This window comes from Polymorphobacter sp. (genome assembly GCF_048007885.1).
In the GTDB taxonomy this organism is placed as follows: domain Bacteria; phylum Pseudomonadota; class Alphaproteobacteria; order Sphingomonadales; family Sphingomonadaceae; genus Sandarakinorhabdus.
This window is the reverse complement of the sequence record NZ_CP180346.1, coordinates 669,001-690,986: the sequence shown is the minus strand read 5'-3', so window position 1 is coordinate 690,986 and position 21,986 is coordinate 669,001. Positions and strand designations below refer to the sequence as shown.

Annotated in this window: 9 protein-coding genes and 2 pseudogenes; 1 reads left to right on the top strand and 10 read right to left on the bottom strand. The window is 56.1% G+C overall.

The genetic code is table 11. The annotated features are described in order from the left end of the window. Position 1: 1 nt before the first annotated feature. Positions 2-1,915, bottom strand: a complete 1,914-nt coding sequence (cysN, locus tag ACMVO5_RS03310) for a sulfate adenylyltransferase subunit CysN (RefSeq protein WP_416908654.1) — start codon at positions 1,913-1,915, stop codon at positions 2-4. Further along, positions 1,915-2,829: a sulfate adenylyltransferase subunit CysD gene (cysD, locus tag ACMVO5_RS03305; protein WP_416908653.1), complete on the bottom strand. Its 915-nt coding sequence runs from the start codon at positions 2,827-2,829 to the stop codon at positions 1,915-1,917. Before cysD ends, cysN begins: the two co-directional genes overlap by 1 nt. A gap of 44 nt (positions 2,830-2,873) precedes the next feature. On the opposite strand from cysD, the gene ACMVO5_RS03300 reads away from it, so the two are divergent. Next, the gene (locus ACMVO5_RS03300) at positions 2,874-4,010 is read left to right on the top strand and encodes a helix-turn-helix transcriptional regulator (protein ID WP_416908652.1); all 1,137 of its coding nucleotides are present in this window, start codon (positions 2,874-2,876) and stop codon (positions 4,008-4,010) included. Here the strand turns inward: ACMVO5_RS03300 and ACMVO5_RS03295 are convergent. The 8 genes and pseudogenes from ACMVO5_RS03295 to ACMVO5_RS03260 all read right to left on the bottom strand — a co-directional run. Continuing rightward, positions 4,007-4,270, bottom strand: a pseudogene (locus tag ACMVO5_RS03295) (IS630 family transposase); the annotation flags it as partial. The gene ACMVO5_RS03300 and the pseudogene ACMVO5_RS03295 sit on opposite strands and share 4 nt — an antisense overlap. Before the next feature lie 39 nt (positions 4,271-4,309). Continuing rightward, positions 4,310-4,408 (bottom strand): annotated as a pseudogene (locus ACMVO5_RS03290) (IS5/IS1182 family transposase); the annotation flags it as partial. A gap of 160 nt (positions 4,409-4,568) precedes the next feature. After that, on the bottom strand, positions 4,569-13,928 hold the full coding sequence (locus ACMVO5_RS03285; protein ID WP_416908651.1) for a YDG domain-containing protein: 9,360 nt from the start codon (positions 13,926-13,928) through the stop codon (positions 4,569-4,571). 5 nt (positions 13,929-13,933) lie between these two features. After that, positions 13,934-15,661, bottom strand: a complete 1,728-nt coding sequence (locus ACMVO5_RS03280; protein ID WP_416908650.1) for a ShlB/FhaC/HecB family hemolysin secretion/activation protein — start codon at positions 15,659-15,661, stop codon at positions 13,934-13,936. 10 nt (positions 15,662-15,671) lie between these two features. Continuing rightward, positions 15,672-17,591, bottom strand: coding sequence for a CHASE2 domain-containing protein (locus tag ACMVO5_RS03275; protein WP_416908649.1), 1,920 nt, complete (start codon positions 17,589-17,591; stop codon positions 15,672-15,674). Positions 17,592-17,638: 47 nt separating this feature from the next. Beyond that, a complete protein-coding gene (locus ACMVO5_RS03270) occupies positions 17,639-18,439 on the bottom strand; it encodes a hypothetical protein (protein ID WP_416908648.1) in 801 nt (266 codons plus the stop codon). Beyond that, on the bottom strand, positions 18,405-21,539 hold the full coding sequence (locus ACMVO5_RS03265; RefSeq protein WP_416908647.1) for a CHAT domain-containing protein: 3,135 nt from the start codon (positions 21,537-21,539) through the stop codon (positions 18,405-18,407). The genes ACMVO5_RS03270 and ACMVO5_RS03265 overlap by 35 nt, the downstream gene beginning before the upstream one ends. Continuing rightward, the gene (locus ACMVO5_RS03260; RefSeq protein WP_416908646.1) at positions 21,514-21,888 is read right to left on the bottom strand and encodes a TolC family protein; all 375 of its coding nucleotides are present in this window, start codon (positions 21,886-21,888) and stop codon (positions 21,514-21,516) included. The genes ACMVO5_RS03265 and ACMVO5_RS03260 overlap by 26 nt, the downstream gene beginning before the upstream one ends. Positions 21,889-21,986 lie beyond the last annotated feature (98 nt).

Below are 21,986 nucleotides of genomic sequence, written 5' to 3'. Positions count from 1 at the left end.
CTCATTTAAGCGGCATGATCTGGCGGACGATATACTCGGCTGCCTCGGTTGCCGTCATCTCCACGGTATTGACGCGGATTTCGGGGTTGAGCGGTGGTTCATAGGGACTGTCGATCCCTGTGAAGTTTTTAAGCGCGCCCGAGCGGGCCTTTCTATAGAGCCCCTTTACATCACGCGCTTCGGCGACCTCGAGTGGTGTATCGACGAAGATCTCTATAAACTCGGCATCGGGCAGCATGGCGCGCACCATGTCGCGCTCTACTCGGAACGGCGAAATGAAGGCGGCAAGGACGATCAGCCCGGCATCCGCCATAAGCTTGGCGACTTCACCGACACGCCGGATATTTTCGATCCGGTCGGCCTCGGTAAAGCCCAAATCCTTGTTGAGCCCATGTCGAATATTGTCGCCATCGAGAAGGAAGGTGTGGCGGTTCATCAGGTTCAATGATTTCTCGACCTCATTGGCGATGGTCGATTTGCCCGAACCCGACAGCCCCGTGAACCACAAAACACGCGCTTTCTGGTTCTTAAGACCTGCATGCTCCTCGCGACCAATGTCTGTTGCCTGCCAATGCACATTCTGCGCACGGCGGAGGCTGAAATGCAGCATCCCTGCCCCAACTGTGCGATTGGTGATCTTGTCGATCAGGATGAAACCGCCCAATGTTCTGCTGAGGGCATAGGGTTCGAATACAATCGGTTTATCGGTCGCCAGTTCGGCTACACCGATGGCGTTTAGCTCTAGAGTCTTGGCCGCTAGATGCTCCATTGTGTTGACGTTGACCGCATATTTGGGCTGTTGGACCGTGACTGATACGGTCTGCGTACCTAGTTTCAGCCAATACGCGCGGCCAACGTGAAGCGGATCGTCGTCCATCCAGACGATAGTCGCCTCGAACTGATCGGATACTTCGGGCGGGGCATCCGCAACCGCAACAACATTGCCGCGTGAACAATCGACCTCGTCTTCAAAACAGATGGTCACCGACTGTCCAGCAACGGCTTCGTCGAGTTCGCCATTGAGCGTTACGATCTTTGTGACGGTCGAGGTTTTGCCCGATGGCAAAACGCGAATGGCATCACCCGGCTTGACGCTGCCAGTTGAGATCAGGCCCGAAAACCCACGGAAGTCGAGATTGGGCCGATTGACCCATTGTACGGGCATTCGGAGCGGCTTTGTCTGGTCCAACGTCAAATCCAGCTCGATGCTTTCCAGATAGTCGATCAATGGCTTGCCAGTAAACCACGGGGTATTTTCGCTCAAAGACGTGATATTGTCGCCCTTGAAAGCGGAAATAGGCATGGCGGTGAAGCTTTTGATGCCGATTTCATGGGCAAAGGCAGTGTAATCGGCAATAATCTCGTCAAAAACCTGCTGGCTGTAATCGACAAGATCCATCTTGTTTACGGCGAGAACGATGTTTTTGATACCGATGAGGTTGCACAAATAGCTGTGCCGCCGCGTTTGTACCAATACACCTTTGCGCGCATCGACCATCATGACGGCAAGATCCGCGGTTGAGGCACCGGTAAACATGTTACGCGTATATTGCTCATGCCCCGGGCAATCGGCGACGATGAACTTGCGCTTCTCAGTAGCAAAAAAGCGGTAGGCGACATCGATGGTGATGCCCTGTTCGCGCTCTGCGGCAAGGCCATCAACCAGCAGTGCGAAGTCGATTTCCTGACCTTGCGTGCCGACGCGCTTGCTGTCTGCCTGTAAAGCTTCCAGCTGGTCCTCAAAGATCATTTTGCCGTCGTAAAGCAGCCGCCCGATCAACGTCGATTTACCGTCATCGACCGAGCCGCACGTGATGAAGCGCAGCAGGCTTTTATGCTGATGCATATCGAGATAGGCGTCGATATCCTGTGCGATGAGGGCGTCAGTCTTATAGATGGTGTCCGTGTCCGACATCAGAAATAGCCCTCCTGTTTTTTCTTCTCCATACTCGCGTCACCGCCATCCTTATCGATAACGCGGCCCTGTCGTTCGCTGGTGGTGGTAAGCAGCATTTCCTGAATGACTTCTGGCAAGGTTTTCGCGTTACTTTCGACGGCGCCCGTCAACGGGAAACAGCCCAAGGTTCGGAAACGGATCGAGCGTTCGGTAATCTCTGGACGCTTGCCCATAACCTTTTCAAGCCGTTCAATATCGTCCGCCATGAACAATTGCCCATCCTGCACATAAGTGGGTCGCTTGGCGCTGAAATACAGCGGGACGATGGGGATATCGTTTAGATGGATGTATTGCCAGATGTCGAGTTCGGTCCAGTTCGAGATCGGAAAGACGCGGATGCTTTCGCTCTTGGCTTTGCGGGTATTGTAAATGTTCCACAATTCGGGCCGCTGGTTCTTTGGGTCCCAACCATGTGTTGCAGTGCGGAAAGAGAAGATGCGTTCTTTTGCACGCGATTTTTCTTCGTCGCGCCGGGCACCGCCAAAGGCGACGTCGAAGCCATATTTGTCGAGCGCATGTTTCAACCCTTCGGTCTTCCACATGTCGGTGTGCAGCGGTCCATGGTCGAACGGGTTGATACCACGGTCTATCGCCTCTTGATTGTGATAGGTTAGCAGCTCCATGCCACTTTCCCGTGCCATGCGGTCACGCAGCCTGTACATTTCCTGAAACTTCCAGGTTGTATCGATATGCAGCAACGGGAAGGGCGGCGGTGAGGGATAAAACGCCTTGCGCGCGAGATGCAACATCACAGCGCTGTCCTTGCCGATGCTATACAGCATCACGGGCTTTTCCAATTCCGACACGACTTCACGCATGATGTGGATCGCTTCGGCCTCAAGCCGTTCCAGATGGTTCAATGTGCGCGTCATAACGGGCAGGTTCCTTGTGGTCATTACCCCGAAACAACTGACATATGCTCTATTTGCTTGAACCTCCCATTTGGGAGGATATAGAGAGCATTATGCGCGTTGACGATGATGGACTGTTGCAAGCCTTGCACGAAGGCATGTTTGAAACGCCTCTTTGGAACGGCTTCCTGAATTGGTTACGCGCCAAAACTGGTGCGCGCTTTACCTCCCTGATCTTCAGGCCGGTTGAGGAGGAAGCGGTGGTCGAGTTGTATGCGGGTGACCCGCCGTCGACGGAGGTCCGCAAGCTTTTTGCCGATGGAGAAATGCGCGATCCCTTTCCCTACCGCACAATGCGGCCCGACCGAGCCTATTCGCTCGAAGAGTTGATCGACCCGACCGACGCGCGGCAGCAGGCATACTACGAAAAGGCGATGCTGCCGCAGGGGTTGACTAAAATGCGATCGATCCGCGTCACTGAGCCGGGCGGGATTGACCTGTGGCTTGGCTGTTCGGGCGGACGCGAGATTGGATCTGCGACCGGCGCACTGCTGACCGCGCTTGCGCCGCATTTGCGGATTGCGTTGCGCGGTTTTGCCACATTGGAACGCGAACGGTTCAGGTCTTCGGTGACGGCGCAGGCCTTCGACCGGCTCAAAATGGGCTGGCTGTCGCTCGGCGCCGGCTGCCGGATCATGGATGCGACGGACAATGTCGAACAGCTATTCCAATGGGGTACATTGCTCCGGCGCGGGCGGTACGACCGGCTGGTGCCTGCATCACCGAATATTGACCGGAAGCTGACCGCTTTGCTGAAGGACTTCGCTGTCAATCGCGATGCGCGGCCGAAGGCGTTTAACCTTAGCAAAGATCCCTGGGTCGAAATGCTGGTAACGCCTGTGCAGGCTCCCGCTTTTGCTGGCAGCCAAACTCCCGTTGCGATCGTCTATATAAGCGGCGATCGTCGGTCACAGGCTGATCGCTGCGAACAATTGGTTGACCTGTTTGGGCTGCTGCCAAGCGAAGCGCGGCTGGCATGGATGCTGGCGCAGGCAACAACTATATCCGAGGCTGCGGATGCGCTGGGTTTGACGGTAGAGACCGCCCGCAATTATTCTAAAAAAATCTACGTGAAGACTGGAGCGCGCGGGCACGCTGAACTGGTCCGGATCATCCTGACGAGCGTGCTCGCTATTAGCTAGTGGATTGATTCCAACGTTTGGTGCCCGCGCCTGACGGCGGCGATGATCTCATCTGGATCTGCTCGCCAGATGAACGGGCGCGGGTCCTGGTTGTGCTCTTTGATGAACCGGTTGATGGAGGCCTGAAGGTCGACGACGGAGTGGAACACGCCGTGTTTCAGTCGCCTCCGGGTCAGCTTGGCGAAGAAGCCATCGACCGCATTGCGCCATGAGCAGGACGTCGGGACGAAGTGAAACGTCCAGCGTGGATGGCGGGCGAGCAGCCGCCATTGCGCCCCCGAACGCGCCATCCACATCATGCCCTCAAAGTAGCGTCGGTTGTCGCCAGCGGGTCGGCAACCCCGCCCATGCTCGGGCGGCAGCAACGGGCCAATCAGCGCCCACTCATCGTCCGACACCCCAATCCGTTCGCCCAAAGCTGCCTACAAAAGACAGCCTTGAATCAACTCACGAGTCTCAGGTCAAGCTTTGTCCACGAAGCCTAATCGCTCGTGGAGGAAAATCAGGGGGTCATGTCAGCCACCATGCGGGTGTAGCGTAGGCCGGCAACGAACGTCGTCAGAATAAATCAATGCCGATCGAGAATTTTGAAGGCTGTTCGATATTAGCGAGGGGTAGGATTGGCGGCGTGCGATCAATGCTGATATCTGGACTGACTCTTTCAACATTCGCATTGGCACTCAGTGCAATAAGGACCGATTTAGCGCCGCCACTTGCCAATTGTAAAATCGGATCCTGACCATCTTCAAAATCTTCAGGTACCTTCTCAGGCTCTGACCCCACCGGAGAGGGTGGTGTTGGGCTAACAGGCTCGGCCGTAACCACTACAGTCGGGGCGCCGATTTTCACGCTATCTGCAGGTGCCGATTCTCCCCCGCTCTCCCCAGTCGAGGCGCCCTGCGCTGGCGCTTCAGGAGGCGGAGCGGATCTCCCCTCAGGTCCGGGAGACGCAGGTCCATCTTTCGCTGGCCCATTACCTTCCTCTTTGCCGCCCTGCGCCGGCTCTTCACCACCAGGACCATCGGATTCAGGACCTTTTGACTCAGGCTCTTTGCCTGCTGGTTCTTTGCCAGCTGGCTCCTTAGCGGGAGGTTCCTGCCCGGCGGGTTCAGGTGCAGGGGCCTTTGTAGCAGGTGCATTTGGAACTGGAGCGGGAGCTGGATTTGCGGCGCTGGGCGGAGCTGGAGCGGCTATTACCGGTGTAACGACAGGGGGCGCTCCAGTGCTGCTCACTGTATTGAGAACGGCATTGGTCGTGCTGTTTATTCTGGCATTACTGGTGAGGGTTAGCGCTTCAGAGTTGGCTGAAGCCTGCTCGAACACATAGTTTTTGGCGGTCAGACCGGTCCCAAGAATGGGATAGAGCCCGGCAGGGCTGCCAGTTGTCGCTGGGCTTTCAAAACGAATAGTGCCTACAGTCTGGGTAGCCAGACTATCGCCGGAAATGAAACCGGTAAGACTGCCGGTAAAGGGGGGGTTCGCTTCGCCGGTTCCGCGCTTGGCAGGGGTGGCAACATAAGTCAGTGTCAACTGCGTGATCGTCACCAGATCCAGGGTTGGCTGCACCAGCGCGTAATTGGTCGCCAAGCCGCCATTGAGACCATTGGCCAGCGTCAGATCGGTCGTAACAGAGCGCTCACCAGCATCCGGGCTCGACAGCAGCCCGGTCGTGGCGCCGCCCAGAACCAGCGTCTGCTCCCCGAACAGACCCTCCAAGACGCCCCCGCCGGTCAGCTCGATCTCGGAGGTGGCGTTATACGAACGGCCAAGCGCAGACAGGCCGGTCACCGTCAGGGCGGCGGGCGTGATCGTCACCAGATCCAGGGTTGGCTGCACCAGCGCGTAATTGGTCGCCAAGCCGCCATTGAGACCATTGGCCAGCGTCAGATCGGTCGTAACAGAGCGCTCACCAGCATCCGGGCTCGACAGCAGCCCGGTCGTGGCGCCGCCCAGAACCAGCGTCTGCTCCCCGAACAGACCCTCCAAGACGCCCCCGCCGGTCAGCTCGATCTCGGAGGTGGCGTTATACGAACGGCCAAGCGCAGACAGGCCGGTCACCGTCAGGGCGGCGGGCGTGATCGTCACCAGATCCAGGGTTGGCTGCACCAGCGCGTAATTGGTCGCCAAGCCGCCATTGAGACCATTGGCCAGCGTCAGATCGGTCGTAACAGAGCGCTCACCAGCATCCGGGCTCGACAGCAGCCCGGTCGTGGCGCCGCCCAGAACCAGCGTCTGCTCCCCGAACAGACCCTCCAAGACGCCCCCGCCGGTCAGCTCGATCTCGGAGGTGGCGTTATACGAACGGCCAAGCGCAGACAGGCCGGTCACCGTCAGGGCGGCGGGCGTGATCGTCACCAGATCCAGGGTTGGCTGCACCAGCGCGTAATTGGTCGCCAAGCCGCCATTGAGACCATTGGCCAGCGTCAGATCGGTCGTAACAGAGCGCTCACCAGCATCCGGGCTCGACAGCAGCCCGGTCGTGGCGCCGCCCAGAACCAGCGTCTGCTCCCCGAACAGACCCTCCAAGACGCCCCCGCCGGTCAGCTCGATCTCGGAGGTGGCGTTATACGAACGGCCAAGCGCAGACAGGCCGGTCACCGTCAGGGCGGCGGGCGTGATCGTCACCAGATCCAGGGTTGGCTGCACCAGCGCGTAATTGGTCGCCAAGCCGCCATTGAGACCATTGGCCAGCGTCAGATCGGTCGTAACAGAGCGCTCACCAGCATCCGGGCTCGACAGCAGCCCGGTCGTGGCGCCGCCCAGAACCAGCGTCTGCTCCCCGAACAGACCCTCCAAGACGCCCCCGCCGGTCAGCTCGATCTCGGAGGTGGCGTTATACGAACGGCCAAGCGCAGACAGGCCGGTCACCGTCAGGGCGGCGGGCGTGATCGTCACCAGATCCAGGGTTGGCTGCACCAGCGCGTAATTGGTCGCCAAGCCGCCATTGAGACCATTGGCCAGCGTCAGATCGGTCGTAACAGAGCGCTCACCAGCATCCGGGCTCGACAGCAGCCCGGTCGTGGCGCCGCCCAGAACCAGCGTCTGCTCCCCGAACAGACCCTCCAAGACGCCCCCGCCGGTCAGCTCGATCTCGGAGGTGGCGTTATACGAACGGCCAAGCGCAGACAGGCCGGTCACCGTCAGGGCGGCGGGCGTGATCGTCACCAGATCCAGGGTTGGCTGCACCAGCGCGTAATTGGTCGCCAAGCCGCCATTGAGACCATTGGCCAGCGTCAGATCGGTCGTAACAGAGCGCTCACCAGCATCCGGGCTCGACAGCAGCCCGGTCGTGGCGCCGCCCAGAACCAGCGTCTGCTCCCCGAACAGACCCTCCAAGACGCCCCCGCCGGTCAGCTCGATCTCGGAGGTGGCGTTATACGAACGGCCAAGCGCAGACAGGCCGGTCACCGTCAGGGCGGCGGGCGTGATCGTCACCAGATCCAGGGTTGGCTGCACCAGCGCGTAATTGGTCGCCAAGCCGCCATTGAGACCATTGGCCAGCGTCAGATCGGTCGTAACAGAGCGCTCACCAGCATCCGGGCTCGACAGCAGCCCGGTCGTGGCGCCGCCCAGAACCAGCGTCTGCTCCCCGAACAGACCCTCCAAGACGCCCCCGCCGGTCAGCTCGATCTCGGAGGTGGCGTTATACGAACGGCCAAGCGCAGACAGGCCGGTCACCGTCAGGGCGGCGGGCGTGATCGTCACCAGATCCAGGGTTGGCTGCACCAGCGCGTAATTGGTCGCCAAGCCGCCATTGAGACCATTGGCCAGCGTCAGATCGGTCGTAACAGAGCGCTCACCAGCATCCGGGCTCGACAGCGCGGCGGTCGTAGTCCCGCCCAGATCAAGAGTCTCGTCTCCAATCAGACCGACGAGGCTGCCCGCCCCCACCAGCGCAATCTCGGTGCTGGCGTTATAGGCACGGCCCACCGCCGATAGACCTGTCACCGTCAACGATGCCGGTGTGATCGTTCCTGTTGCAGTAAATTCCACCCCATTCACACCATAGCCAAATACTGGCTTGCCCGATAAATCCGTTGCCGAAAAGACAAGGCCATCTTGAGACAGTTGGGCGCCTAAGACATCGGCGTGATTAAACCGTGCGGACGCCAGACTAACCAAGTCGTTGTTGACCGCGCCTGTCAGGTTGGCCTGCAAATTCGCAATCGGTGCTGTATCAGTACCGTCGTAGATCTTTACCGCATCGCCTGAAATGATTCCCGTAAGCGAAGGGTTCAAGCTGTAGATCAGCCCATTGCCTGTTGCGCCATCAGGCAGGATCGAATTGAGATCTGAAGTTCCAAAAGCGGTTTGTAATTGTGGAAGGGAAACATCGTATAGCCGAAAATCATGAGCCAGATTGCCGACGAGATCTGGGGATTTTCCATCAAACGGAAGGGTATTCCCGCTCCAGATGAACCAGCGGCTTAACCCCGGATCGAGAACCGTTTGCGCAGCGGAAAAATTCGCAAAACCACTTGAGGTCGCTAAACTGATGATACCGGTCGTCTTGATCGAAACTTCGCCATCAAGCGTAAGTTGTCCATTAGTAAAGACCGTCAGCGCGCCAAGTTCGGTACCAGCTGTACCAATCTGGCCGAATATACCCAGACTGCCGCCATCAGGCTGGTCAATAACCAGGTTACTCTCATTTGCAGACGTCACGACATTGGCCAAAGTCCAATTGTTTGTGCCAGAAAATTGCAGCACACTGTCATCATCAACCGCGATAGGACCGGTTAAATCGACGTTCTGCTCTGCTGCGAGTTGCAGTATCCCGCCATTTAATCTGAATGCGCTGCCAGCGATATCCGTTGCAACGCTGATCGATAAAAGACCCTGATTGGCACGAATCTCTTCGATTTGATTGCCTTGGCCCTGCAACCGCAGAATTCCCGCTCCGTCTTTCTGGATTACCCCTGCGGTAACAGTACCTGATATGACACTTGTTTCAATTTGATCTGAAACGTTTACTGTCAAAGTTCCGGTATCCAAGTTAATGGAACTGGTATTCAGACTTTTTGCTGAAATTTCGAGGCCGATTGCTGAAATTTCGAGGCCGAAGGCGGTCTCGTTGAACAAAGCGCTGTTTGCTACCTGCCCAAGTTGCTCGCCCGCAACAAAATTAAACGCCCCGAACGGTTCCGATAAATTCGATATAGTTAAATTACCGGCCCCGCAGCATCCATCTGTATTATTTATATAAAAACCGAATATATCCCCTGATATGAGATCAAGACTCAATAATCCACTTTGCATATTTGAGGCATTAGGATCGGTGAGATCAAAACTGTCTCCATTAATAAAATAAAATGCAGGATCATAATTTGGCCCATCATCTGAAGTAGAATAAGACCAATTTCCAGTCAACGCTATATCTAAAGGTGAGGTTCCCTCTATAAATGTTGATCCACTTATTGCATCTAATTCATCTGCATCACCACCTGTAATAGTGAAGCTTTCAGTATTAAATACGACGCTACCGCCCACTGCACCTCCACCGGCAGTGTTGATATTCCCGCTGACCGACGTGGCTCCGCTGGATTTCCAGAAGGCATTGCCGCTAAGCAAAATGTTACTGTTCAACGTGATCGAACCATCGTTCGGATTACTGGCAGACGTCGCCGTCAATAGACCTGATGTGTCCAACGTACCGCTAACCAAGATGGTCCGGTCGAGGCCTGCGTTGAGCAAAATCTGGCCGTTACGATCAAACGCAGATTGGGCCTCAACCACACCAGAGGAGTTGATGACCCCTTCGATGATGTCGTTGACCGTCAATGCATTCATAATCACCCGGCCGCCATGGGCCGTTATCGTTCCAGCGTTGGTAATAGCGCTGTCTGAGATGCTCGCCGCTGTAGTGGGTGTAAACCCAACCAATCCATCACCAACAAAATCGACGGAAAAGGCGCTACCCACGCCCAATGCCACAGTGCCTTTGTTGGCAGTGATAGTCGCCCCGAAAGCATTGGAAATTCTTTGCCCCGCGATAACGACATAACCACCATCAGCAGAAGTGACCTGCCCATGATTGACGATCTGATTTGGGATATCGCCAGCGAAGCCGAAGGACGTGCTGGAAGCGCCCATGAAAGACGCAAAGTCGTCATTGAGCAGCCCTGCGGTGGAGAACAAGAACCCCTTCGTGTTGATCTGTCCGGTTGGGCCAACGATCAGGCCGGCACCGTTCAGGATCCACACTTGGCCATTTGCCGTGACCGTCCCGTCGATCAAGCTGGGCGTGTTACTTGTCACACGGTTGAGCGTGATTGAAGTGCTGTCTGGCTGGGCGAACGTCAGCGTCGAACCTTCGCTCACATTCAATCCATTCGCCCAATCCAGCACCGCACGATTGGTCGTTTGGGTGATGGTAGCAAGAGTGCCGGTTGCCGCGTAAGTGGCAGTGCCATCGGCAACCGTGAATGGGTCCACCGGACCCTCGACCGTAAGGCTGCCGGTGCCCAGAGTTATGTTGTCCAGATCAACATTTAATGTTCCCGCGGCGAGCACAAGATCATGCGGAGACAGCAATCTGGTGAAGGTCTCTGATGTGCCATCGACTTGAACTTCAAATGCCTGAATGCCCAGTCGGCTTAACGGTATCGACGGCTCGGAGATGGTTACCGACGACGCTGGGCCGCTTCTGGCGCCCTCCCTACCGACTTGGACAGCAAAGAGTTCACCTGCCGCCAAGGAAAAACCGTCAAGTGGGGTGACCCCAGGATCAAGGAAGATCGGAATAGTACTAAGTGTTCCAATAAGCGCATCATCAGTCGCTTCAAGGCCGGGCGTGAAATTCGCGGTAACGCTCAAACTCTGCGCCTCACTGACGTAACCTAACGCTACGGCAGCGTAGAAATTGCCTTCGGGAACAGTTATGCTCGGGCCTGTGAGGGTGAGCCCGACATCAGTTGCAGTAAATGTACTACCACCGGGGGCGTCGCTGACGCTGGTGATCGTGTCGCGCACATTCAAGGCGCCACTGGCGCGAATTGTGGTATCCCCTTGCAGGGCCACGGAGCCGTTGACGGTAAGGGAGCCGTCAAAGGGATTGCTGCTGGAAACGTCCAGTAGCTGTCCCGATGTGTCCCACGTCCCGCCTGCCACGATGGCGCGATCAGCGCTCCCGGCGTCAATAAGGATCTCACCATTGCGGCCATTGGCTGTTTGCGCCTGAATCAAGCCTGAGGTGTTAATCACGCCAAGTACGGAATCTTGATCATTCCTTACCTGCAGAATTACCCGCCCGCCGTCAGCGCGGATAGCGCCGGTATTGAAAATCGAACTGACAAAAGCAGGTTGGGTCAGGGAACCAGATAAGTTCGAGGACGCGGTGACTGAGAAAAGCGGCAGGCCGGGCCCATCCGCAAGATCAAGCGAGAACGCGCCGCCGCCGCCCACAGCCACGGTCCCACCATCCGCAACGATCGAAGCTGAACCAACACCTGCTAGTGTGGGTGAATTAATCACCTGCCCACCAGCCAGAACAACATAGCCGCCATCACCGGCAGTAATCTCGCCACGATTGACGATTGAGTTGTCGGTGGCCCCGACAAAATCGTAGAACGGGTCAGAACCATCCATGAAAGACGAGAAGTCAAGCAGCCCTGCTGTAGAGAACAAGAACCCCTTCGTGTTGATCTGTCCGGTTGGGCCAACGATCAGGCCGGCACCGTTCAGGATCCACACTTGGCCATTTGCCGTGACCGTCCCGTCGATCAAGCTGGGCGTGTTACTTGTCACACGGTTGAGCGTGATTGAAGTGCTGTCTGGCTGGGCGAACGTCAGCGTCGAACCTTCGCTCACATTCAATCCATTCGCCCAATCCAGCACCGCACGATTGGTCGTTTGGGTGATGGTAGCAAGAGTGCCGGTTGCCGCGTAAGTGGCAGTGCCATCGGCAACCGTGAAAGGAGCACCTGCCTCAAAAAACGCAAGATTGCCCATGGCATTCTGAGCCTGATCTTCGACTTGGATCAAAGGCGACGCAATGAACACGTCATCCGCCATCAGACTGCCAAAGTTATCGCCCGTTGTCGCATTTTCGGGATCTGAATTGCCGCTCCAAACGATCCAACGGCCCAAACTTGAATCAAGAACAAGTGAGGATATGGAAAGATTTTGGAAGCCCCCAGTTGCGGCCAATTTGATGTCGCCCGTCGTCCTAATTGCCGACGCGACGCCTAATGTAAGCTGACCGGCTGTAAAAACGTTCACGTCGCCGAGCCGCGTCGAGTCCCCAACGCGCCCAGTTATAGTCAGTGAACCGTTGGCGTCCGGCTGGATAATTTGCAATTTACTACTACCGAACCCGTCAAAATTCGTGCCAAGCGTCCAATCGGTTGCGCCAGCAATCTCCAGCACACCATCGCCAAGAACATCGAGCGTTCCGTTAAATACAGAACTGGCATCATTTGTGAAAATTTCGAGCACCGGAGACGCACCAAGGCAACTGCCAGGGCAAAAAGTGATTTCACTACTGTTAAGACCCGCCGCCGCTTCAAGGACTAAACGACCGCCCGAGATATCTATATTGGTCAGACTATTCAGGCTTTCCCCAGCTGTTTGACCAAGAAGCCGGAGCGTTCCGGACCCAGATTTCAAAAATTCGTCCGCAACAATTTTTTGAGCGAGTGAAACGTCCGAATTTCCGTTTGGAAGATCAAGTATCAAAGACCCGCCAATAAGGTCTATCTCACCAAGCATTAACGGAGCTGTAGGCGCCGATGCCGACATCCGAAAATTTGGTGTTGATGATGTGTCAAATAAGCCTATTGTGCCGCCTACAGCAACTATTGAACCACCAGCATTCCAAACTGTATTTCCATCTAATAAAATTTTCTTTGCATTGACCGTTATCGAACCGTTATTGGGGTTATTTGCAGATGCTGCTACCTGCAAGCCCGAGGTGTCAAGCGTACCACCAACAACCATCCTCGTAGGCGTTGTCGGACCTCCGGTGCCAGCATCGAGGACAATCTGGCCATTTCGGGAATTTACCGATCTGGCCTGAACCAAACCTGTAGTATTGATAACACCCCCAATTACCTCCGCAGCAAATGGGTAATTGACCTTTATCTGCACTTTTCCGCCATCGGCTATGATGGCACCGGAATTGGTTATAACGCTACCCCCCCCCAATTGCCCCGTATTAGCGCCCAGACCAAATGTAATTAGACCGTCACCAACAAAATCGACGAAAGAATCTGATGTTCCTGCAGTTAAGATAACACTGCCTGACGGCGCAGTTATAGTACCAGCATTGGACATCTGCCTGCCAAGAAAAACAACATACCCTTCACTATCTGCGGTTATATTTCCGTTATTATCAATCGGCGGCGCAGACGTTGCAACTTTTGCAATGTTTACCCTTATTTTAGTTGACCCATTCAGAAATAATTGATAATTATCGGACGCATAGCTATCTGTTGAATTTGGATCGAGTGCAGTCCCAATTGGGGATCCGGACGAAAAAAGGAAACCTTTTGTATTTATTGAGCCTTCCGAGCCAATGATCATTCCTGAACTATTCAGGATCCATACTTGGCCATTTGCGACAATAGAACCATCTATAGAGGTTGGCGCCCCACCCGAGACCTGATTTAGTATTACTGATGCCGCATCGGGCTGAGCAAAGTTAAGCGTTGACCCGGCAGGCACGGTAAGGCCATTTGTCCATTCAACCACCGCACGGTTGGCATTCTGCGTGATCGTAGTGATGGTGCCGTTGGTGCCAGTGAGTGTTGCACCTGACACAATAGTCGGAACAGAAGCAACCTGCGCATTGGCGCGGGCAATAGGCAATGCCGCCACCGTCGCCAGTAGGACGAGACGCGAAAGACGCGTGCAAGCATTGCGTCGCCCCCGAACGCCGCCGCCTTCCTGCCAGTGGTTCAGATGGGATTTCATGTTCATACCGTTCAGAAAACAAGCGTCGCGGTAAAATTGACCCGGTCGCCCGGCAGTTCGCCGGTGGATAAAGCTCTTCGGGCGCGCGCCACTTGCGCATCAAGCGCGAGCCGCCCGAACGCCGTTGCGCGCATCCCAAAGCCCAGCGATGCCAGCCGTGCTGTGGTTGCCTCAACATTCGTGGTGGCGCGGGTTGTGGCCACTGACCAATCACCAAACACAAAAGCCTGCGGCCTTTGCAACAAGGGGCCAACCGACACTTTGGGCAAATCAAGCCGGAGTTCGCCAAGCGCCCCGATGCCTTTGTCACCTGCCAATTGCGCAGGATTGTAACCACGCCCGATCGAGCCGCCGCCAAATGCCTGCTGTTCACCAGACAAAAGGCGGTGCGGGCTATATTGTCCCTGAACCAAGGCAGATGCCGATAAATTTCCAAACAGCGGCTGACTGCGCTGAAGTAGAAAATTGACCTTGGTAAACTGGGGTTCAAATCCGCTAACTGAAGGCAGAAGCGTGTTCGCATCATTGGCGCCAAGCAGCGCTACGCCCCGCGCAAGGCCCGCGCGGAGACTGAAGTCTCCGCCAAGCCACCCAACCTGACGCCAATTTATTGCAATATCGAAAACTGTGCTGCGATCGTCGTTGATCGGCGTATCAAGGGCCGAAACAAAGCTGCGGTTCAAGTTGAGGCCAATATCAAGAGCGACAGAGTTTGCTCTGGTTCGGACGATTGGTAAGCGTACCCGAACATTGCCCGAATAGGATTTGCTCCTGACTTCAAGGGCGCTAATTTGGCCGCCCGGAGCAGCGCGAGCCGCTACCAACCCAACGCTGACAATCGCGCCATTAGTCCCAAGCGGGGCCGAATAGCGCACACTTATCGCCTTCAGCTCCCGAAACGCCTCACCGGCTGAACTCAGTGACAGGTCAAGCGAACCAGCCGCGCCAAAAGGGCGGGCGATCGCTGTGCCAAGCGCATAAGTCATCGGTCCGACAGCATCAGACGAGCCATTGCCGACCGAAAGGAAGGATTGCGTTGGCCGCCGGTCAACATTGACGAACATGTTTGAGCTGCCAAAAGCTGCCCCTGGCTTCAACACACTGGTTGCCCGCATACCGGGCAAATCATTGAGTATGAGCATGGGGCCTTCTATATCGCTTAGGCGCACAGGCCGCGCATCCACCACCGGGCCAACAAGCGACTGAGCCAGCTTGCGCGCGCCCTCTTTGCGCCCATCAACAAAAACTTCGGCGATGTATCCTTCGACTATGCGGACCTCAATGACGTCATCTTTTAATTCTTGAGGAGGAATGAAAACACGGGTGAGGATATAGCCACGCTTACGATAAGCCGTCTCCAGTCGGTCTGCCGCCTGCCGCAACTCATCGAGTTGGATTTTGCGTCCCTCCAAAGATGCGAAAATTTCGGCAAGATCGTATGCCTCGAACACCGTATTGCCTGTTATCTGGATGCGTACGACCTTAAAGGAAACCTCGTCAACCGCCCTTGGCGTTCCTGTCTTTTCAGGGCTGATGATATTAAGATTAAAGTCTGGCTCTGGCAGAGGCAAAGGGGACACACGCTGCCGGGAGATGTCTATCTCTGACGGGAGCACAGTCTGCGCGCAGGCGGCGGCAGGCGCGCACAAGGTCGTGACAATTGTATGGGCAGCCAAGGCAGCCAAGATGGTTGCCGCCTTTCGCTTGATCTCGGAAGCGCCACGACCGGCGTTCATCATGGGGAATAACCTATTTGTCATCCATCACCACGGTGGTCGAAGCATGACCGGCGGCAATGCGCTCACAGTGGAAACGCACAAGAGGGTCATCTTTAAATTGGATAGCGAGTTGCTCGAAACGCTCTGTCGCGCCTGCGCTCTCAGTGTCGAGCATCCGATAGGCCTCGCCGTATGCGTCCAAAAGCACCTGATCTTCATCAGCAGCGATGGGCACATATAGGCAGGTGGCCGTCAGTTTGCCCTTCAACACGATCTGACCGATCGGGCGGAATGACTGATTGGGGCAGGCCTCGACAATCGGTTGTGTGCAGCAGACACGGGTGCCGAAGTATTTGTTGACCCCTTCGGTGCGCGCCGCAGTGTTTACCGTGTCGCCTAGCGCCGTAAAGTCCATGCGCGATTGAGACCCGAAATTGCCTATAATCGCTTCGCCGCGATGAACGCCGATACGGGTGATTCCAAAAGGAATCCCGCGTGCCACGCAATCGGTGCGGAACAATTCGGCATAAGTATCGAGATCAAGCGCACATTTAACGGCGCGTTCGGCATGGTCAGCCTGAGTGATTGGCGCATTGAACACCGCCATGATGGCATCACCAATGAACTTATCAATAGTGCCTTGATAATCCAAAATAATCTTACACGCGCCATCAAGATAAGCGTTCAGCACATCGGACAGGGCTTCTGGATCAAGCTTTTCGGACAAGGTCGTAAAACCTGCAACATCGGTGAAGATGAAGCTGGCTTCACGCCGCTTGCCCGATACGCTTGCAGTCGACGGATCGCGAACCAGTTCATCCACCACTGCAGGGGAAACGTAGCGCGAGAAGGTGCGCTGAATAAACTCACGCTGCTGTCGCTCACCACGACCGATCAGCAAGTCCATCATCCACATAGCCAGCGCCAGGGCGAGCGTTGGGGCAACCAACGGCAACATTGGCAGACCTTGGCCATAGCCAACGATAGCCCCTACCCAGTAGGCAGCGACAGCAACTGCAGCGACGGCGACGTTGAAGACAATGCCCTTGCGCCACAGGCTGATCCCAGCCCCCAATAGGGCGAATAGCAAGGTGAACGCCAATTGCCATGTTAGCGGCACAACCGGCGGCTTACGTCCCTCTAGGACCTGGGATATCCCATGGGCTTGCAGCATAACGCCGGGCATGAGACCCTGATCGCCGTCATCGATGATCGACAAGGGCGTAAGGTGCCGGTCGGTCATTGATAGCACAGCGCCGACAAGCACGGTCTTGCCTGCAATCAGCGTGTCGGGGAGAAACGGCAAATACGTTGCGGAATATGTAGGAAAAGGCTGGCTCTCGACATCAGGTCGAGCGCGCCAAGCAATCTCCAACGGTATACGCGGCGACGACTTTGCACCAGAAAGCCTCGCCATGGTCGGCACAAAGCCCTCAGGTTCGAGGTCTGTGAACACCCGTTTGCCATTGCGCAACTGGCCCCCAGGATTGATCCGACGCACCATACCGTCGTAAGGATCGGTAAGTAGGCCGGCTTCCATTCGGGCGGCCGGCGGTACAAAATCCGATAAATAGGCCAATTGCTCCTCAGTCACGATCCGTGTGGAGGATGAAAAGCTGAACCGAAGTGGCACTTTCGCGTTCGCTATTACGGCACGCAACCGATCATCTTTGTCTTGTTCAGTCGGCTGATCAATGATCACATCAACTGCGATGGCCCGCGCCCCTTTGGCCTCAAGTGCTTCGATAATATTCGCAAGAAGGCCCCGATCTATTGGGGATCTATAAGCCAGTCCGGCAAGTGTCGCCTCATCCAATGCGATGACAACAATATCGGCGGAAGGGTCGACGGGAGGCTGCATAGCCGCAATGCGAATGTCGCGCAGCTTGGTGTCCAACGCCGCAATAGGCACGATATAAATCACCAAAGCCAACGCGATGAGCCCAGACATGATCGCAATTACCCATGGGGCAAATCTGGTTTTCCATCGAGCGCTCATCATCGCACCAGAGGCTCTTCGAGCGTTTGGTCTTCAACAGACGGCGCGTCCATACTCAAAGTTGCGGCAACGCTTGCCAACATGGCATCGGCCTGTTGAAAACAACCCTTTTCCAAAAGCCAGGTAGTCATGACGAGGGGGTCATCGATGGAAGAGGGTATAATCTGAATGCGCAAAGGTCGTTCCTGATCTCCAGTCAGGACGTTAAGCATTGCATTTCGCGTAAGGCCCAACAGTCCGGGAGACCGAATTCGATCAGCCCCATTGGGCCAAACGAAATCTGCCCGCCAAGAATGGTCGATAGGCTCTAAGGAGAAGGAGGCAGAGCCATTAACCTGCGGACGCCACCATACCGGTTCCGTGCCCTCACGAAGGCAACGGTCACCTGGCCTGGAAATGTCTAGAAGCCATGGCTCTGGCAATGGCGATGCGGAACTGCCTGACCGCACCGCTCCGACAGTGGCAGCTCGATCATTGCGGGTTGTAATGAGCGCGGCCAGCGCAACGCGTGGATCACGCTGTGCGGCGGCATTATCGATCGGAGGCCCTCTGTAGGTCCCGCGCAACGAAACGACCCGCCCGTCTGGCGAAATAACCACCAGCTTTTCACCGGGACCAAGAACAACAACGGTCTTACTGTCGATCCGGTCACCTGGCTTTACGCCGCCACCACGGGCTTCGACAATAACCAGCGGATAAGCACAAGCGCAGTCATACTGAACGGCAAGCGCCAGAAAAAAAACGCTGCAAGGCGAGCAGCCGCCATCATGGTGCGCTTCCAACTGATACTGCACCATCACCAATGATAACAAATGCGGCCCAGAAAAAGGGGTGCGAAGTGTTGGCACGACCGATTGCGTCAAGCTGGGAGGCGCGGAGGGCCTCATCCACGGCAATGTTCGGGTTGGTACCAATTATTGTAAAGGTTTCTCGCATGAGTTGCTCAGTTGACGCGGAAGGCACTTGCCAATGAGTCGCCAGCAGACTGCGGGCGCCGGCATGGAAAAAGGCCTCTGCCAATCCGGAAAGCGATTCGCCGCCCAAACTTGCAGTTTGCGATGTCGCGGTATTGCAAGCCGAAAGCACCACCAGATCTGCACGCAAGGTAAGGGTAGCGATTTCGCTGGCATCGAGCATGCCGTCTTCTGCGCGCAACTGGCTAAGCCCGTCTGTCGGGGGCGTCAGCACAAGGCCGGGTTCGTTCTGGCATTGCAGTTCACCGGGAACCACGCCGTGCGTTGCAAAGTACAGAATACGGTACTCCGCAAGGTCTTGCGACCGCAGCGCTTTCTCAGTCGCCTCGTTGCCTAATAGCAACACGCTGTCACGAGCCCTGATAGCATTCGCCACAGATTGCACCTCGCGCGCGGTTTCCGGCAGTGGTGCCATGCTTCGCAATAGCTCAGAGGACACCGGACCCGCCTTACGACAGCCAGCAAATGCATTGGCCATCGCCGAGACCGAGCCAGTTGTCCCGGTCAACGTCGGGTTTGCTATCCCCAGAAAAGACTTGGGAGCGGACTGGACACGGCGCGTGGACCGCAACGCCAAGAAACTGTTCAGCGTGGGCGAATAGGAAGTTGAAATATCGCGAACCAGCCAATGCGCTTGAGCATATCTCGACTTGGCGGCACGGAAGCCATCAACCGGCTTTGCAACAAGGACACCAAATGGCAAAGCGGCAAGTGGCCCCCCGGCAATGACAGTCAGGCGACTAATGCCAGACAAGCCATCCGGCAGACCAGCAAACAAAAGTGAATAGAGCTGATAAGATGCATCAAGATCGAACTCGCCAACCGCGCGCCCCTCGATCTCAAGACCGCGCCGAATACGTCGGACTGCAGCAGATAGTTCAGATGTCCCCGCCGAAATCGGGGACAAACGCAACCCATCTCGCCTGACTAGGAGGAGATACGAGCGATCACTACCCATAAGGAACATCGCCACCGCCTCATCTGGCTGTAGCCGGGCCCGCACATCATCGAGGTTGTTGATCTGAGGTTGCACCAATGACTGATAATCCGGGTATTTTTTGCTAAGCACCGACTTCAAATCGTCAATCTGAGCAGATTGTCCTTTGACCGCAGAGATCAATGCCGCCTGTGCTGAAGAATCTTGTTGCTGCGGGAGCAGTGCCTGCTGTTTAGCCAGCTTCGCGCGCGTACTGCTAAGAAGAAGGAGCGCGTCATCAATCTTCTTTTGTAAGGCAGCCAAATCTGGCGACTGCGCAAACAAAGCCGAGGCAGCAAGTCCAGACGTGCGCTCTCTATCTGGAGAACGCGCCAATTGAAAGGCTGTGAAAAGCTCGGAATAAAGACCTTGCCGTTCGCCCTCATCCGACACGGTCTTAGCATAATCGAACACAGAATCAGCGAATGGCACCAAATCCTGATCCGAGAACGGGCTTGCATTTCTGGGCAGGCCTGATGCAATATTCAAAGCTTTGCGGAACGCAATGATACTGTTGCTTAGAGTACCTTCCGCCTGATAGGCCCGTCCCAAACCAAGCCATAAACGCAACAATCCGCTGCCCTCACCAAAGACCGATGTCCGCTCCGCGATGGCTGCCTGAAAGTATTTTTCAGCAGCCGAAAGTCTGCCCAGCTTTCCAGAAGCCTCACCCAGGATGGCCAGAATGTCTGAGCGCCAGCCAGGAGGCGCCAACGCGGACCGCCCAAGCGCGATAAGCGCCTCACTTGCGCGAACCATTGCACTGGCCGGGTCGCCATTCCGCAGCATCAGCGCCGCTTCAATATTGAGCGCCATGGCAAGCTCTGAGACCGTCAGGTCTGTCGCGTCCTCGCCGGTCGATGCCGTTCCCGACGAAAAAGCCGTTGCGACGACCTCGTCAGGCCGGGAAAGACGCCGCCATTCACTAACCGCCAAGGAGGCCTCCGCAAGCCCTTGGTCAAATTTGCCGCTTAGCGCCAATACGCGCGCTCGATATCCAGCCAGCCTTGCCCTTAGATCGCCCCTAAGTGACTTGTCGACGATTTGGCCAGCTCGGAGTAGCAGGGCCTCGGCTTCATCGAACCTGCCTTGCTTGGCAACAACAACGGCCAAATCCATAAGTAAATCGGCGATTGCACCTTCGTCATCGGCAAACAGCCTTGCCTGCAAGTCGAGCGCTTCACGTAAATGAGTCTCGGCCAGAGCGTAATCAAAACGGGAAATTTCGGATCGCGCACGAGCCCAGCCATTGGCGATTTCAGACATCGTATTAGCGTCCCCCATCGACACCGCCGACGACCAAAGCGCCTCAACCGCAACCGTCAGATCTGGCGATGGGCCGCGAGACAATGGATTGCCAATCATTTCAAAAAGCGCGGGATAAGCGCCCGCTGGCCCGCGCGCCACTCTTAACCGTCCAGCTGTTTCCGTTGCCAGGAATAGGACCGCGCTGCCATTTGCCGGCTCCCTGCACGCCAAGGCAAACACATTCGGGACCTGCCTGAAGGATTGCCAAGCCGCAGCAGCCTCGCACTTCAACTCGCTGCCCTCGAGCAACAAAGGGAGACCAGTTGCAAGCTTACCGAGAACGTCGGGCTTGGCGTCGACGCTCACGCTAACGTCAGAAGCCAAAAGATCGTAGACGTAACCAGAGACAACAGCGCCACAGTGCAATATCTCGGTCACGCGCGGGGGAACATCTTTGCCATTAACATTGAAGGACTTACTACAGCTCGCTCCACCAATAGTAGCCGAAGCTAGCGAAATAGCGCCCGCACTGCTTTCAGCCCCTAGGGTGCTTCCCGATGCCGGAGCGGCTGCCACAAGGAAAAGACACAGCCCCAATGCAGCCGAGCCAACCTTCACAAGGCGCAGCAACCATAATAGGCTAGAGCAAAAAACGAACGGTGGCATTTTGATATCGCTACAAGCCTTCCAAAATGAGGGCACGATTGATTGCCCCGGAGATGCGCCCGCCTGTCCACAGTGGCTGATCAACAACGGCCTGCGCCTGCATAATATTCCCAGGCTGGTCCAGCAGCAGCCCTTCGACAGAAAAGCTAGGGAAGCGCTGCCACTTGGCTGCACGCACGTCGGCACCCGCCGCGCGGGCAGATGCAGCCGCGGCAGCAATGGAAGGGTGGGTCTCGACAGCGCGATCGATCAAACCCTGAAGAGCCCCTAGCTCGCCTTCAGAGGCCGATAGAATCTGCCAAGAATCCAAAGCTAGCGCACCGCCACTAAATGACGTGGCAATGCATAACCCAATCAAAAGATTGTAGAAAAATCTCAGCTTCAATCCTATCCGGCCAATCGAAATTTACAATATTTTACATTTAGCATGAGCTTTGGACTTTTCAAGAGCGATGCCTTTGCTTCCCGTCAGTGACCGCCCCC